The organism is Streptomyces sp. NBC_00435 (assembly GCF_036014235.1).
In the GTDB taxonomy this organism is placed as follows: domain Bacteria; phylum Actinomycetota; class Actinomycetes; order Streptomycetales; family Streptomycetaceae; genus Streptomyces.
On record NZ_CP107924.1, the window covers coordinates 5,031,776 to 5,046,130 of the forward strand.

Genomic DNA, 14,355 nt, shown 5'->3' on the forward strand with positions numbered 1-14,355 from the left:
CGGTCACGGTCCGGACGGGTGACGAACACGCGTTACGGGGCCGGGCTCAGGGCTCACACCCGGCCCCGGCACAGCTCCAGCAGGGTCATCGCGAGCGTGGTGCCGGGCTTGCCGAGGGCGTCGCTCCAGTGCCCCAGCACCTCCATCTCGCGGGACAGGTGCACCCGGCGCCCGCCCGATCCGATCCGGGCCTCCTGGATGACGGCCGAGACGGCCATCCGCTCCTGGATCAGGCCGATGATCCGGTCGTCGAGGGTGTCGATCCGCTCGCGGGAGCCGGCGATCAGTTGCTCGGCGGCGGCGGCGGGGGAAGCGGTGGCGGCGGGGGCGGTGGTGACGGGCACGGGGTTCTCCTGTGGGTGGGGCCCTGCAGGAGCGGAAACGCCGGAGCGCCCCGGTCCTGTCGGACCGAGGCGCTCTGGGAAGTCAGTGGCTCAAGCGAGCATCACGATGACCCATGGCGACCGGACCGGCCGGTGCCATAGGTAAAGAGGAAGCTCAGCTGCTTGCGCATGGAGGGATTATTACCCTCTGTCCCGCTCCGTGCCAAGCGGGTTCGGACAGTGAGACGAAGAGGGTCGTCCGTCCCCCGTTAGAATCGACAAAACAACCCCCTCTTCCGCCGGAAGGCCTGCCCCGTGCCAGAAGCCACCTTCGCCACCCACGACAGCGCCCCGGACACGGTTCTCGTCGTCGACTTCGGCGCCCAGTACGCGCAGCTGATCGCCCGCCGCGTCCGCGAGGCACGGGTCTACTCCGAGGTCGTGCCCAGCACGATGCCCGTGGCCGAGATGCTCGCCAAGAACCCGAAGGCGATCATCCTGTCCGGCGGCCCGTCCTCCGTGTACGAGGAGGGCGCCCCCCAGCTCGACGGCGCGATCTTCGAGGCCGGCGTCCCCGTCTTCGGCATGTGCTACGGCTTCCAGCTGATGGCGGTCACCCTCGGTGGCACCGTCGACAACACCGGCTCGCGCGAGTACGGCCGTACCCCGCTGGCCGTCTCCAAGCCCGGATCCACCCTCTTCGAGGGCACCCCCGGGAACCAGTCCGTGTGGATGTCCCACGGCGACGCCTGCTCCGCCGCCCCCGAGGGCTTCACCGTCACCGCGTCGACCGACGTCGTACCGGTCGCGGCCTTCGAGAACGACGAGAAGAAGCTCTACGGCGTGCAGTACCACCCCGAGGTGATGCACTCCACGCACGGCCAGCAGATCCTGGAGCACTTCCTCTACCGGGGTGCGGGCCTGAAGCCCACCTGGACCCCCGGCAACATCGTCGAGGAGCAGGTCGCCCTCATCCGCGAGCAGGTCGGCGACAAGCGCGCCATCTGCGGCCTGTCCGGCGGCGTGGACTCCGCGGTCGCCGCGGCGCTCGTGCAAAAGGCCATCGGCTCGCAGCTCACCTGCGTCTACGTCGACCACGGCCTGATGCGCAAGGGCGAGACCGAGCAGGTCGAGAAGGACTTCGTCGCCGCCACCGGCGTGCAGCTGAAGGTCGTCGACGCCCAGGAGCGCTTCCTGAACGCGCTGGCCGGGGTCTCCGACCCGGAGACCAAGCGCAAGATCATCGGCCGCGAGTTCATCCGCGTCTTCGAGGCGGCCCAGCTGGAGATCCTCCAGGAGGACGGCCCGGCGGTGGCCTTCCTGGTCCAGGGCACCCTGTACCCGGACGTCGTCGAGTCCGGCGGCGGCACCGGCACCGCGAACATCAAGTCCCACCACAACGTGGGCGGTCTCCCCGACGACATCGAGTTCGAGCTCGTCGAGCCGCTGCGCCAGCTGTTCAAGGACGAGGTCCGGATGGTCGGCCAGGAGCTCGGCCTGCCCGCCGAGATCGTCCAGCGCCAGCCCTTCCCGGGGCCCGGCCTGGGCATCCGCATCGTCGGCGAGGTCACCAAGGAGCGTCTGGACCTGCTCCGCGAGGCCGACGCCATCGCCCGCCACGAGCTCACGGCGGCCGGCCTGGACCGCGAGATCTGGCAGTGCCCGGTCGTCCTGCTCGCGGACGTCCGCAGCGTCGGCGTCCAGGGTGACGGCCGCACCTACGGCCACCCGATCGTCCTGCGCCCCGTCTCCTCCGAGGACGCGATGACCGCGGACTGGACGCGCATGCCGTACGAGGTGCTCGCGCGGATCTCCACCCGCATCACCAACGAGGTGCCGGACGTCAACCGCGTGGTCCTGGACTGCACGAGCAAGCCCCCGGGCACCATCGAGTGGGAGTAGGACTCCCGCCCGCAGCCGTACGTGACGAGGCCGCCGCTCCCTGCCGGGGAGCGGCGGCCCCGCCGTTTCTCCGGCCCCTTGCCCCTTCCCTCTGGCCTCTTCGCCCGGTCGCCGGTACTTTGCGCCGCGACCTTGAAGGAGGGGCCATGTCCGAGCAGCCGGCACGCGCGCAGGCACCCGTACCCGTATCCGCACTCGCACCCGCACCCGTGCCCGTCGAGCGGCTGGGCTTCGAGATGCCGCCGGTGTTCGCCACCGCGGAGGAGGAGCGCGCGCACCGCAAGGAACGCCTCGCCGCGGTGCTGCGGCTGCTGGGGCGCCTGGGGTACGAGGACGGGGTGGGCGGGCACGTGTCCGCCCGGGACCCGGAGTTCGAGGACTGCTACTGGGTGAACCCCTTCGGCCGGGCCTTCGGCGCGCTCGCCGCCGACGACCTGCTGCTGGTCGACGGGGAGGGCCGGGTCCGCCAGGGGGAGCGCCGGGTCAACCAGCTGGCCTTCGCCGTGCACGCGGCCGTCCACCGGGCCCGGCCCGCCGTGGTGGCCGTCGTCCGCACACAGGCCCCGTACGGCAGGGCGCTCGCCGCGCTCGGCGAACTCATCGCCCCCGTCACCCAGGAGGCCTGCGCCTTCTACGAGGACAACGCGCTGCTCGACGAGTACGCGGGCGCCGGGGACGCCGGCCGGATCGCGGTCGCGCTCGGCCCGTACAAGGCGCTGGTCCTGCGCAACCAGGGGCTGCTGACGGTCGGTGACTCAGTGGAGGCCGCGGCCTGGTGGTTCATCGCCGCCGAGCGGGCCGCACAGGTGCAGCTGATCGCGCGGGCGGCCGGCAAAGCGGTCCTCGTCAGCCACCACGGCGCGCTCGCGACGCGGGAGCGGTTCGGGTCGGATCTGGCGGCCTGGGTGAACTGCCAGCCGCTGCTGGAACCGGTGGCGTCAACATCATGAACGGTTAATCACCTGCTCTGACATCGTGCGCAATCCGGAACACTGCCGCAGTGGTGCACAATTCGCAGGCATCGCACCGGAGTTCAGAGAGGCGGCATGTTCGTGGCTGTCCAAGAGATGTCCAGAGGTACTCATACCGCGGCCTGTGCCTGCGACGACTGCGCACGGGAGGGGCACCGCCGCGCCGTCGCCGCGTTCCTGGAGAAGCGCGATGAGTTCGCCGCCGGGCAGGGGCTGCCGGCCGCCGTCGCCCGCTCCGCCGGGGCGTCCCGGCAGTGGGTGTCCGACGAATTGACCCTGTCCGCGCGCACGGTCGCCGACCGGGGGAGGGAGGCCGGGCACTCCTGGCTGTACCTGCTCTCGCGGCGGGCCGTGCTCGCCGTGTGGATCGCCGCCGGGGTGCTGCTGCTGGTCCAGGTGGGCACCGCGCTCGGCACCGGCTGGTCCACGGCGCGCACCGCCGGGCTGCTGGCCGCGCTCGTACTGGCGGCCCTGCTGACGGTGGCGGCCCGCGCGCAGACCGTCCGGGGCGGCCTGCTGGCCCCGCTCGTCGGCGAGGACAACCGGCTGTCCACCTCGAAGACGGTGCCGAGCGCCTGGCTGGTGCTCACCGCTTTCGCGACACTGCTGCCGGCGCTGCGGCTCGCGGCCTCCTCACCGGGGCCGGAGCGCCAGGCGCTGTACGCGGGGCTCGCGCTCGACCGGGCGCTGCCGCTGCTGGCGGTGCTCTCGCTGACCTCGGTGGTCGCGGTGGTGGTGCGCCGGGTGGTCTGCGTACGGATCATGGGGCAGCGGCTGCAGAAACTGCCGGCCGACCGCCCGGCCGGAGCCGACCTGCTGACGGACGACGCGGGCCGGGGCTCCTTCCCCGACACCCAGTACGTGCTGGTCTCCACGGTGGTGCTGGCCTTCGCCGCGGTGTCGCTGGCCCGCTTCCCCGACCGGCTGCCGCAGCTGCCCTGGGCGCTGGCGCTGCTGGTCGCCCTGTCCGCGGCCGTGTACCTCGCGGCGAAGTACGCCGAGGGCAGCCGCCCGCTGGTGCTGTCCGTGGTGCGCAGACGCGAGCCCGGGGATCTGGACGCGGCGATCCGCCCCGGGGACGACATCGAGATCAGGGGCGTCGGCTTCGTCCCGCCGGGCGCCCAGACGCCGGAGATGCTGGCCCGGCTGGTGGTCCGGGTGGGTGCGGTCCATGTGCACGTACCGCTGGTCCCGGTGGCGGGGGGCTTCACCAACCCGTCCGACGCCGTACTGACCGTGCCGGTACCGGCGGAAGTGGAACCCGGGCGGATCGAAATCCAGGTCGTCACCGCCGCGGGAGTGGAATCCAACCGGTGCAGCATCGACGTCGCCGAGTGAAGCGGGTACACATGTCGCGTGACCCGACCTGATGTCTCCTCCCCCTCCGGCAGCCCTGCCGATGAAACCTCCGGTCCGCGCGGCCTGGCCGGTCTGCGCGCACTCGCCGCCCGCCACGCGCTGCTGCCCCTGCGCGTCTTCCTCGGCGCGACCTTCGTCTACGCGGGCCTGGACAAGCTCACCGACTCCGCGTTCCTCTCGGCCAACGGCGACGGCTCCATCGGCGAGCTGATGCGCGGGGTGCGCGACACCTCCGCGATCCCGGCCATGGTGGACATGGCCCTGAAGGCGCCCGTCGGCTTCGCCGTCGCCCTGGCCATCGGCGAGCTCCTGGTCGGCCTGGGTGTCCTGGCCGGACTGCTGACCCGGCTCGCGGCCCTGGGCGGAGCGCTGATCTCGCTCAGCCTGTGGCTCACCGTGTCCTGGGCGGTGACCCCGTACTACTACGGCAACGACCTGATCTACCTGATGGCCTGGATCCCCTTGATCCTCGCCGGAGCCCCCTACCTCTCCCTGGACTCGCTGATCCGCTCGCGCCGGTCCCGGCGCACGGCGTAGGTCACGAGGCCCACGACGGCGGCGAAGGCCAGCCCGCCCATGGTCATCAGCAGGACGAGGAACCAGGGCGGATCGGCCTCGCCGACCGCGCCGAGGAGGTAGAGCGCCCCGGCCGCCATCAGGACCAGTCCCGCGATCAGCCGTCCCGGCTGGAACTCATGACGCCGCACGGGCCACCTCCACCTGTCCCGCACCCGCGCTCAGGTGCAGCTCGATCGTTCCGCCCGCCTCGGTGCCCGGGGAGGGCTGAAGGGTCGTCGTCCGGGTTTCGCCGCCGGTGCGGATCCGTACGTCCTCGCTGGTGTCCCCGGGCAGGTGGATGTCGCCCAGCTCGACCGACACATCGGTCCGCGCCGTGACCTCCCGGGGCACGATCACCTTGAGCCGACCCGCCTCGATGGAGGCGTGGACCGCCACGGTCGTGCCCTTCGGGACGTCCAGGTGACCGAGGTCCAAGGTGGCGAGCCCGGTCCCCGCCTCGTACCGCGGCCGCACCTCGGCCACCGAGGCCGGCCGCCAGTCGACCCGCTGCCAGTCGGTGCCGATCTGCTTGGGCAGCGCGACCGCCCCGGCCAGCAGCCCGGCCGTGATCACCGAGAGCAGTACGGTGCCGAAGCCGGTGCGGCCCTTGACGGAGCTGACCGCCAGACCGAGGCCGAAGACGCCGAGGGCGGTCGCGAAGCCGACCTGCAGCGCATGGCTCAGGGTGCTGCCCTCCCAGACCGAGGCGGTGGAGACGCCCGCCGCCAGTGCGGCCAGGACGAAGACCCGCCCGCCTATGCCACCGCGCGGCTGCGCGCGCACCCGCTTCCCGGCGGCCGGGGCCGCGGCCGGATCCCCGTCGGGGGCGGTGGAGACCGAGTCGTCCGGACCCCACAGGTACCCGGTGGAGCCGACCGGCCCCGTGGTGCCGTCCTTGACCAGCGGGTCCCGCCACCAGGACGGGCCGCCGGGCGTCGGCGGCGCCTGGGTCTCCGGCGGCGCCGGACTGTGCACGATGCGGTGCCCGGTGCGCGTCGCCGCCGGGTACACGAACTCGACGCCCGGCGCGGCCATCGCCTCGGGGACGTCGGCGGACCTGCTCCGCCGCCGCTGCGACCAGTACGCCGCGCCGCCCAGCGCCAGGACCGCGAGGACGGAGAAGACCGCCAGCCCGCCGTTGTCCAGCATCGACAGGAACAGCGCACAGCCCACCAGCGCGGCGAACACCGCCGCCAGCGTCGAGCCCTCGACCCGACCGGTCAGCAGCTTCTTCGCCTCGCTGTCGTCCTCGCCCTCCTGGGGCAGGAGCAGCCACGCGAAGCCGTAGAAGATCAGACCGACACCGCCGGTGACCGCGAGGACGCCGAGCACGATCCGGAAGATCACCGGGTCGAGGTCGAAATACCGGCCCAGGCCGCCGCACACGCCCGCGAGCACCTTGTCGCGCTTGCCGCGGCGCAGGGCCGGGCGCTCGGCAGGCGGCGGGGCGGAGCCGGTGCCCGCACCGGCCCCGGCGTCCGGCGGCGGGGAATCGTGTACTTCGGTCATGTGTACATGGTGACGGGCCGCCGGCGCCGCGGGCATCCGGATCTACCCTGGCGCAACCCTGATATCCCCCCGAGAGAACTGGGGGGCTGCCCTGATGCCCCGGGCACCGCGCACGTGTGACCATCGGTGGCATGCCCGTAACAGCCGCCCCCCGCACGCCGTTCGCACCGGACTCCGACGAGACGCCGCAGCGCAAGCTCTACCGCAGCGCCGACGGCCGGATGCTCGGCGGAGTCGCGCGCGGCCTCGCCGGGCACCTGGGCCTGCCCGTCGTCTGGGTCCGGCTCGCCTTCCTCGGCCTGTTCATGTGGGGAGACGGCCTCGGCGTCCTGCTCTACGCCGCGTTCTGGGTCTTCGTACCGCTCGGCGTCGGCGGCCGCAGCGGCCACCGCTCCTACTTCGACACCCTGCCCGACGGCACCCGGCGGCTGCGCAAGCCCGAGCGGGGCCAGATCACCGCGCTGATCGCGCTCTGCGTCGGCGCGGGCATCTTCATCTCCAAGGTCCAGGTCGGCGGCGCCTCCGGACGGTACGTGTGGCCGACCCTGCTCGTCGGGGCCGGCGTGGTCCTCGTCTGGCGCCAGGCCGACAACGCCCGCCGCGCCCACTGGAACGCGGCCGCCGGCCGGCACGCCCGGCTGCTGCAGGCCGCCCGCGCGCTCGCGGGCGTCGCCCTGGTCGGCGTGGGCCTCACCGTCTTCATCGTGGTCCGCGGCTCCGCCGCCCAGCTGGGCAACGTCCTGACCGCCACCCTCGCCGTCCTCGTCGGCGTCGCCCTGCTCGCCGGCCCCTGGCTGATACGGATGACCCAGGACCTCTCCGAGGAGCGCCTGATGCGCATCCGTGCCCAGGAGCGCGCCGAGGTCGCCGCCCACGTCCACGACTCCGTCCTGCACACCCTCACCCTGATCCAGCGCAACGCCGAGGACGCCGGAGAAGTACGCCGCCTCGCGCGGGCCCAGGAGCGGGAGCTGCGCAACTGGCTGTACAAGCCGGAGGGCACCGGCAAGGACGAGGACGAGGAGCCGACGACACTGGCCGAGGCCGTGAAGAAGACCGCCGCCGACGTCGAGGACCACCACGGGGTCCAGATCGAGGTGGTCGTCGTCGGCGACTGCCCCCTCGACGAGAAGCTGACGGCACAGATGCAGGCCGCGCGCGAAGCGATGGTCAATGCCGCCAAGTACGGTGGCGAGGGCGGCCCCGTGCAGGTGTACGCCGAGGTGGAGGGCCAGACGGTGTTCGTGTCCGTACGGGACCGCGGACCGGGCTTCGACATGGACGCAGTACCGGACGACCGCATGGGCGTACGAGAATCGATCATCGGCCGGATGCAGCGCAACGGCGGGACCGCGCGACTGCGGTCCGTGCCGGGCGACGGCACGGAAGTCGAGCTGGAGATGGAGAGGGCGGCGAAGGCAGCATGACCGAGGACAACGCGAGCACCGGCGGAGCGACCAGGCGGGTCAGGGTGGTGCTCGTCGACGACCACCGGATGTTCCGCACGGGCGTCCAGGCCGAGATCGGCGAGACCGACCGGACCGGGGTCGAGGTCGTCGGCGAGGCCGCCGACGTGGACCAGGCCGTCACCGTCATCACCGCCACCCGCCCCGAGGTGGTACTCCTCGACGTGCACCTGCCCGGCGGCGGCGGCGTCGAGGTACTGCGCCGCTGCGCCCCGCTGATGGGCGCCGCCGAGGACCCGGTCCGGTTCCTGGCGCTGTCCGTGTCGGACGCCGCCGAGGACGTCATCGGGGTCATCCGCGGCGGCGCGCGCGGCTACGTCACCAAGACGATCACCGGCACCGACCTGGTGGACTCGGTCTTCCGCGTGCAGGACGGGGACGCGGTGTTCTCGCCGCGGCTGGCGGGCTTCGTGCTCGACGCCTTCGCTTCCACGGACGCCCCGCCGGTCGACGAGGACCTGGACCGCCTCACCCAGCGCGAGCGCGAGGTACTGCGGCTGATCGCGCGCGGGTACGCGTACAAGGAGATCGCCAAGCAGCTGTTCATCTCCGTCAAGACGGTGGAATCCCACGTCTCGGCGGTCCTGCGCAAGCTCCAGCTGTCCAACCGCCACGAGCTGACCCGCTGGGCGACGGCCCGCCGGCTGGTGTGATCCACACCGCAGGCGTCCCGGGCAACCGGGACGCCGCGTGCGGCCCTCTTCGTTCCCGTGATGAGCTTGACGGGGACCCCCCTTTTCGTGACCGCGGTCGCGCTGACCGTGATCGCGGTCCTCCTCCCGCTGCTGCTGTGGAGCAGGGCGCGCGGCCCGGCCCCCGTACGCGTCGCCACCCGGGCCTCCATGGTGGTGTTCGCCCAGGCCACCGCCATCGCGCTGGTGTTCATCGGGGTCAACCGGGACATGACCTTCTACGCGTCCTGGGGGGACCTGTTCGGCACCGGCAAGTACGTCAACACCGCTCCCGACCTGGGTCCGGACGGACTCGGCGGGAAGAAGGCCGAGCAGCTCAATGAAGCCCCGAAGGTCCAGCAGCCCTTCGAACCCGTCGAGGGCCTCGGCGGCCGGGTCAAGAAGACCGAGCTCGACGGAAAGATCTCCGGGGTCAAGGGTGACGTCCTGGTCTGGCTGCCGCCGCAGTACGACGACCCGGCCTACAAGGACAAGAAGTTCCCCGTGGTCGAGCTGATCCCCGGCATACCGGGAACGGGCAAGTCCTGGTTCCAGGGACTCAAGGCGCACGAGGTCCTGGAGCCGCTCATGAAGAGCGGCAAGGTGCAGCCGTTCATCCTGGTGTCGCCGCGGGCCATGCTGCTCGGCAACGCCGACACCGGCTGCGCCAACCTGCCCGGCAAGGTCAACGCGGACAGCTGGTTCAGCGTCGACGTCCGCAAGATGGTCACCGACAACTTCCGGGCCTCCGACGAGGCCCGCACCTGGGGCGTGGCCGGGTACTCGGCCGGCGCGTACTGCGCCACCAAGCTGGCGATCGCCCACCCCGACCGCTACAGCGCGGCCGTCTCCCTGTCGGGCTACAACGACCCGGGCCAGGAGCCCTCCTCGCTGGTCGCCAAGGACCCGCAGCTGCGGGCCGCGCACAACCTGAAGAACCTGCTGAAGGCGGCGCCGAAACCGCCCGCGGTCTCGCTGTGGATCTCGGGGGCCGAACAGGACGGCTACCTGTCCGGCACGGACCTCAAGGCCCTCGCGCAGAGCCCGACCCAGGTGCACGCGGAGAAGGTCGTCGGCGGCCACAACCTCGACTCGTGGTCGAAGCAGCTGCCGCAGACCTTCGACTGGCTGAGCAAGACGGTCAAGGCGCCGTAGGGGCAGGAGCGGCCGCGGCTGCGGGAGGGGCCGTGGCAGCCGTAGCGGCAGGGCTCAGGCCGGCCGGGAGGCGCCGGCCCAGGGCATGGAGTCCACCGGGGCGATACGGACCGTGGAACCGGGGCGCGGGGCGTGGATCATCTGGCCGTTGCCGATGTACATGCCCACGTGGCTGACCCCGGAGTAGAAGAACACCAGGTCACCGGGGGCCAGCTGATCGCGGGAGACCCGCCGGCCCGCGTTGATCTGGGTGTAGGTGGTGCGCGGCAGCGACACCCCGGCCGCGCGCCAGGCCGCCTGGGTCAGGCCCGAGCAGTCGAACGAGCCCGGTCCCGTCGCGCCCCACACGTACGGCTTGCCGATCGCCCCGTACGCGAACGCCACCGCGCGGGCGGCGCGCGAGCCGTCGGAGGGCGGCGGGTCCTGGGTCGCGGAGCCGCTGGGGGCGCTGCCGCCCGAGTGGGCCTCGTAGGCCGCTCGCTCCTCGGCCGTGAGCTTGGCGAGCAGCCGCTGGGCCGCGGTCAGCTTCTCCTCGATCTCGGCCTTGTGGCCGGCGAGTTCGCCCTGCTGGGCGCGCAGGTCGGCGAGGCGTCCGGCGGCCTGCTCCTTGAGGTGCCCCACCTCGTCGAGCTTGCGGCGCACGGAGGAGACCTCGGCGGCGTTGCGGACGCCGGCCCGGGTGATGAGGGCCGCGCGGTCCAGGTACTGCTGCGGGTCGTCGGACATCGCCAGCTGGACGGCGGCGCCCAGGGTGCCGCTGCGGTACTGGGTCGCGGCCAGCGAACCGAGTGCGCTGCGTGCGGTGTTGAGCTGATCGGTCTTGCGGGCGGTCTCGTCCCGCAGGCCCTCGAGGGCCCGCTGGGCCTCGTCGGCCTTCTCCTTCGCCCCGTTGTACCGGTCGGTCGCGACCTCGGCCTCCTCGTAGAGCCGGTCCATCTCCGCCTTGACCTGGGAGGGCGTCGGCTGGGGATCGGCGTGGGAGGTGCCTTCGAGCACGGTCGCGGTGGCAGCGCCCGCGAGGGCGAGGGTGGCGGCGGTGGTGCGTACGGTGCTCCGTGCCGTGCCGCCGGTGAGCGGGCGCTGCCTGGGCTTTCGATGACTGGCCACGAGGGCCTCACGTCCTTCCTCTGTCGATGCCTGGAGGAGGACGCTAGACCCGAAGGTAACGGGAAGATGACGAGATGATCGCAAGTGGCCGGACGTGACCGTACCTGGCCGCCCGGGTGTCACCCGATGGCCGTCCGATGTCAGTGCCAGAGAACGGCGATGAAGATATTGACCATGGTCAGCCCGCCGACCGCCCCGAACAGCGCCTTCTCCACCCGCTCCTCGTCACGCTTGACGTAGACGATCGCCAGGACCACGAAGAGGATCGCGAGCTTCACGCCGATCTTGATGTTGTTGACGGTGCCGCCGTCCATCTCGCGGAAGCCGACGAGCAGTACGCCGGTGACGAGCATGGTCAGCGCTCCGTGCAGCATCGCGGGCACGAAGCGGGCGGTGCCGGCGCTCATCGCCTTCATCTGGGTCAGGAAACCGCCGAGGAGCGAGGCGATCCCGATGATGTGCAGGCCGAGGAAGACGTTGATGAGTACGTTCATGGCGACGAGCCTAGGCGGTGCCCATCAGCGGATTTCGGTCAGGCGGGCGAAGACGACGACGTTGCCGTCGTACCCCGTCCCCTTCGAGAAACCGCCGCCGCAGGTGATCACCCGGAGCTCCGGGTCGCCCTTGGGGCCGTAGACGCGCTCGGCCGGAAAGTCCTTCTTGCCGACGACCTCGACGCCGTACACCGTGAAGACGGCGGTCCGGCCGTCCTGCCGGTCCACCTCGATGTGCTGGCCCTGCTTGAGCGATCCCAGGTCGTAGAAGACGGCCGGGCCCCGCTCGTTGTCCACGTGGCCGTCGATCACCGTCGTGCCCCGCGTGCCCGGGGCCGGGGAGCCCTCGTACCAGCCGGCCAGGTTCCGGTCCCGCGGCGGCGGGGCCTCCACCCAGCCCTCGGCGTCGAGCCCGACGCGGGTGACGGGCGCGTCGATCCGTACGGAGGGCACCCGGATCCGGGTCGGCGGGGAGGGCTTCAGTGGCTGCGGGGCCGGTGGGAGGCGGCGGGCCGCCGCGTCGTGGGCCGGGTCGCCGACCCGTGCGGCGGCCTGCGCGGGCTGGGGCGGACCGCCGCCCAGGTCGAGGCCGTTGGAGAGGAGGAACGTGCCGCACAGCGCGACGACGGCGACGACGCCCCAGCCGCCGCGCGGCTTCGGACGCTCCTGGGGGCGGGGCATGATGCGCGCTCCTTCCGTGGTGCGGGGATGCGGGGCAGTCACTGGACCGGGCCCGTCCGGCCGCCAGGGGCGGGTCGGACGGGCCCGGCGCTCAGGAACTCGCGGTCAGCGACCCGCGGTCGGGGGCCGGGGGGCAGTGACCCGAGGTCAGGCGCTGCCGCCCGCCCGGCGGCGCATCAGGAGCACGCCGCCGCCGAGCGCGCCGGCCAGCAGCGCGGAACCGGCCGCGACCTCGGTGCCGTTCAGGCCGCCCGCGCCGCCGCCGAGGCCGGCCTTGACGCCCTTGGAGGGAGTGGTCGTGCCGGTGCCGGTACCGGTCGGGTGGCCCGCGACCGTGAGGGTGGTGGTGCCCTTCTCGCCCTTGCAGTCGAAGGTGACCTGGTACTGGGCGCCCGGCTTGGCGTCCGCGTCGACCTTGGCGGTGGCGGACCTGCCCTCGTTGAGCTCGACCGCGTCGAAGACGCCGGAGGAGACCTTGACCAGCGGCTCCTGGCAACCGGTGGCGTTCAGGGTGACGGTGCCGCCGGGGGCGACCGTGGCGGGGGAGACGGTGAAACCGAACGACGTGACGTTGGGCGTGGTCCCACCGTCGTTGGCCGAGGCAACCGGCGCGGCGAGCGCGAAGGCGGCGGTGGACAGCAGGGCTACGGACGCGACACGTATCGCACGCATGGTGAATCCTCCGGGTCCCCGAGGCGCAGGCGCGAACCATTTGTCCGCAAAAGTAGGAAATGCTCCTCGATGTGCTCGACGCTAGGCCCGGTTGGCGGAACCTGCGACTCGGGCCGCACGAACGGACCAACACCAGAGGTGAGTTGAGGGGCGCCGTGTCAACTCGCCTGATACGGAGGGTGAGCGCCACGCCGGACCGGCTCGCCACGCGCTGGCGCTGAGTGACGGACACGCCGACAGCAGGCCCCGGGCACGCCGACGGCCCGTCCTTGGGCGGCAGTCGGCTCAGCTGGGCCGGACGCTCCCGTAGATCGGCTGGTAGTAGATCGAGTCCTCGCGGACGTACGCACCCGGGCGCGGGGCGTGGATCATGCGACCGCCCCCGATGTAGATCCCGACGTGGCTGATGTCCGAGTAGAAGAAGACCAGGTCGCCCGGGCGCAGCTGCTTCGTCGCGACCCGCGGCGCCGCCTCCACCTGGTCCCACGTCGTACGCGGCAGCGTGACCCCCGCCGCGTGCCAGGCGGCCTGGGTCAGCCCGGAGCAGTCGTAGGAGTTCGGGCCGGTCGCGCCCCAGACGTACGGTTTCCCGAGCTGGGCCCGCGCGAAGGCCACGGCCCTGGTGCCGGCGGCCGACGCGGGGGCGTCCGAGGGCAGCGGGCCCGAGGCGGCCGAGGACCCGCTGGCCAGGGCCCGCTCCCGGTCGGCCCGGGTGAGCTGCGACAGCAGGGCGTTCGCCTCGGTGAGCCGGTCCTGCACCTGCCGCTTCCGCCCGCGCAGCTCCTCCTGCGCCCGCTCGAGGTCCGCGGCCACCGCGGCCGCCTCCCGCCGCTCGCGCGCCGTCTCCGCCCTGGCCCGGGTGTACTCGGTGAGCAGCGCGTCCTCGCGGCCGCCGAGCCGGTTCAGCAGGTGAGTCTGCGCGAAGTAGGCCTGCGGATCGTCGCTGAGCAGCAAGGTCGCGGCCCCGCCGAGGGGGCCGGCGCCGCGGTAGCGGTCGGCGGCGTAGCTGCCGAGCAGCCGCCGGGTCTCGTTCAGCTTCTGGGTGGTCCCGGCGATCTGGTCCATGAGCGCCGACAGCAGGGCCCGCTGCTTCGCGGTCCGCGCGGCCGCCGCGTCGTAGGCCTGGGTGGCCGTGCCCGCCTGCCGGTGCAGCTCGTCCACCCGGGTCCGTACCTCCTCCACCGAGGGGCGGGGGGCGGGCACCGCCGCGGCCTGGTGGGGGATGAGCAGGCCCAATGAGGACAGGGCGGCGGTCGTGACCACCGCCGTGGGGGCGTTCGGATGTCTTCGGGTGCGCGGCTTGCGGTGCTGGGGGGAGGAGTGGGACGAGGAGAATCCGTAGGAGTACACGGGCCGGCACCTCCTTCCCGTTGGCGGAGAACCTTATCGGTGAACGGAGAGCCGCGGAAGGGGTTGCGCAGGCTTCGCCGTGCATGTGCCGCCGAATTTCCGGGGGCGGGACCGTCTGTCGGTCCGGCCCCCTAGAC

Annotated in this window: 15 protein-coding genes; 7 read left to right on the plus strand and 8 right to left on the minus strand. The window is 72.5% G+C overall.

Going from position 1 to position 14,355, the window contains the following annotated elements; genetic code table 11:
• Positions 1-53: 53 nt before the first annotated feature.
• Positions 54-344 (minus strand): chorismate mutase, encoded by a 291-nt coding sequence (locus OG389_RS23225; protein ID WP_328300368.1) that lies wholly within the window; start codon positions 342-344, stop codon positions 54-56.
• 294 nt (positions 345-638) lie between these two features.
• Here OG389_RS23225 and guaA point away from each other — a divergent pair, with 294 nt between their 5' ends.
• From guaA to OG389_RS23245, 4 genes are all read left to right on the plus strand, one after another.
• Positions 639-2,225 (plus strand): glutamine-hydrolyzing GMP synthase, encoded by a 1,587-nt coding sequence (gene guaA / locus OG389_RS23230; protein ID WP_328300369.1) that lies wholly within the window; start codon positions 639-641, stop codon positions 2,223-2,225.
• 146 nt (positions 2,226-2,371) lie between these two features.
• Complete coding sequence (locus tag OG389_RS23235) at positions 2,372-3,175, plus strand: class II aldolase/adducin family protein (RefSeq protein WP_328300371.1); 804 nt, start codon at positions 2,372-2,374, stop codon at positions 3,173-3,175.
• Positions 3,176-3,271: 96 nt separating this feature from the next.
• Positions 3,272-4,534, plus strand: a complete 1,263-nt coding sequence (locus tag OG389_RS23240; protein ID WP_443059324.1) for a hypothetical protein — start codon at positions 3,272-3,274, stop codon at positions 4,532-4,534.
• A gap of 84 nt (positions 4,535-4,618) precedes the next feature.
• Positions 4,619-5,092: a TQO small subunit DoxD gene (locus tag OG389_RS23245; protein ID WP_328304008.1), complete on the plus strand. Its 474-nt coding sequence runs from the start codon at positions 4,619-4,621 to the stop codon at positions 5,090-5,092.
• Here OG389_RS23245 and OG389_RS23250 read toward each other — a convergent pair.
• Entirely contained in the window at positions 5,038-5,262 is a 225-nt protein-coding gene (locus tag OG389_RS23250) for a hypothetical protein (protein WP_328300373.1), read from the minus strand. The two genes, OG389_RS23245 and OG389_RS23250, sit on opposite strands and share 55 nt — an antisense overlap.
• Positions 5,249-6,622, minus strand: a complete 1,374-nt coding sequence (locus tag OG389_RS23255) for a PspC domain-containing protein (protein ID WP_328300374.1) — start codon at positions 6,620-6,622, stop codon at positions 5,249-5,251. The genes OG389_RS23250 and OG389_RS23255 overlap by 14 nt, the downstream gene beginning before the upstream one ends.
• Before the next feature lie 131 nt (positions 6,623-6,753).
• On the opposite strand from OG389_RS23255, the gene OG389_RS23260 reads away from it, so the two are divergent.
• The 3 genes from OG389_RS23260 (at position 6,754) to OG389_RS23270 (ending at position 9,914) form a co-directional block, all read left to right on the plus strand.
• Positions 6,754-8,049, plus strand: coding sequence for an ATP-binding protein (locus OG389_RS23260; protein WP_328300375.1), 1,296 nt, complete (start codon positions 6,754-6,756; stop codon positions 8,047-8,049).
• Positions 8,046-8,741 carry a response regulator transcription factor gene (locus OG389_RS23265; protein ID WP_328300376.1) on the plus strand — a complete coding sequence of 232 codons (696 nt, stop codon included), beginning with the start codon at positions 8,046-8,048 and terminating at the stop codon, positions 8,739-8,741. The genes OG389_RS23260 and OG389_RS23265 overlap by 4 nt, the downstream gene beginning before the upstream one ends.
• Before the next feature lie 87 nt (positions 8,742-8,828).
• Complete coding sequence (locus OG389_RS23270; RefSeq protein ID WP_328300377.1) at positions 8,829-9,914, plus strand: alpha/beta hydrolase; 1,086 nt, start codon at positions 8,829-8,831, stop codon at positions 9,912-9,914.
• Positions 9,915-9,968: 54 nt separating this feature from the next.
• Here the strand turns inward: OG389_RS23270 and OG389_RS23275 are convergent, their stop codons facing one another.
• The 5 genes from OG389_RS23275 to OG389_RS23295 form a co-directional block, all read right to left on the minus strand.
• Complete coding sequence (locus OG389_RS23275; RefSeq protein WP_328300378.1) at positions 9,969-11,021, minus strand: C40 family peptidase; 1,053 nt, start codon at positions 11,019-11,021, stop codon at positions 9,969-9,971.
• A 140-nt stretch (positions 11,022-11,161) separates the two neighbouring features.
• On the minus strand, positions 11,162-11,515 hold the full coding sequence (locus tag OG389_RS23280; RefSeq protein WP_328300379.1) for a hypothetical protein: 354 nt from the start codon (positions 11,513-11,515) through the stop codon (positions 11,162-11,164).
• 24 nt (positions 11,516-11,539) lie between these two features.
• Positions 11,540-12,196, minus strand: a complete 657-nt coding sequence (locus tag OG389_RS23285) for a class F sortase (protein WP_328300380.1) — start codon at positions 12,194-12,196, stop codon at positions 11,540-11,542.
• A gap of 147 nt (positions 12,197-12,343) precedes the next feature.
• Complete coding sequence (locus tag OG389_RS23290; protein WP_328300381.1) at positions 12,344-12,868, minus strand: hypothetical protein; 525 nt, start codon at positions 12,866-12,868, stop codon at positions 12,344-12,346.
• Between the two features lie 285 nt (positions 12,869-13,153).
• On the minus strand, positions 13,154-14,218 hold the full coding sequence (locus tag OG389_RS23295) for a C40 family peptidase (protein ID WP_328300382.1): 1,065 nt from the start codon (positions 14,216-14,218) through the stop codon (positions 13,154-13,156).
• Positions 14,219-14,355: the final 137 nt, after the last annotated feature.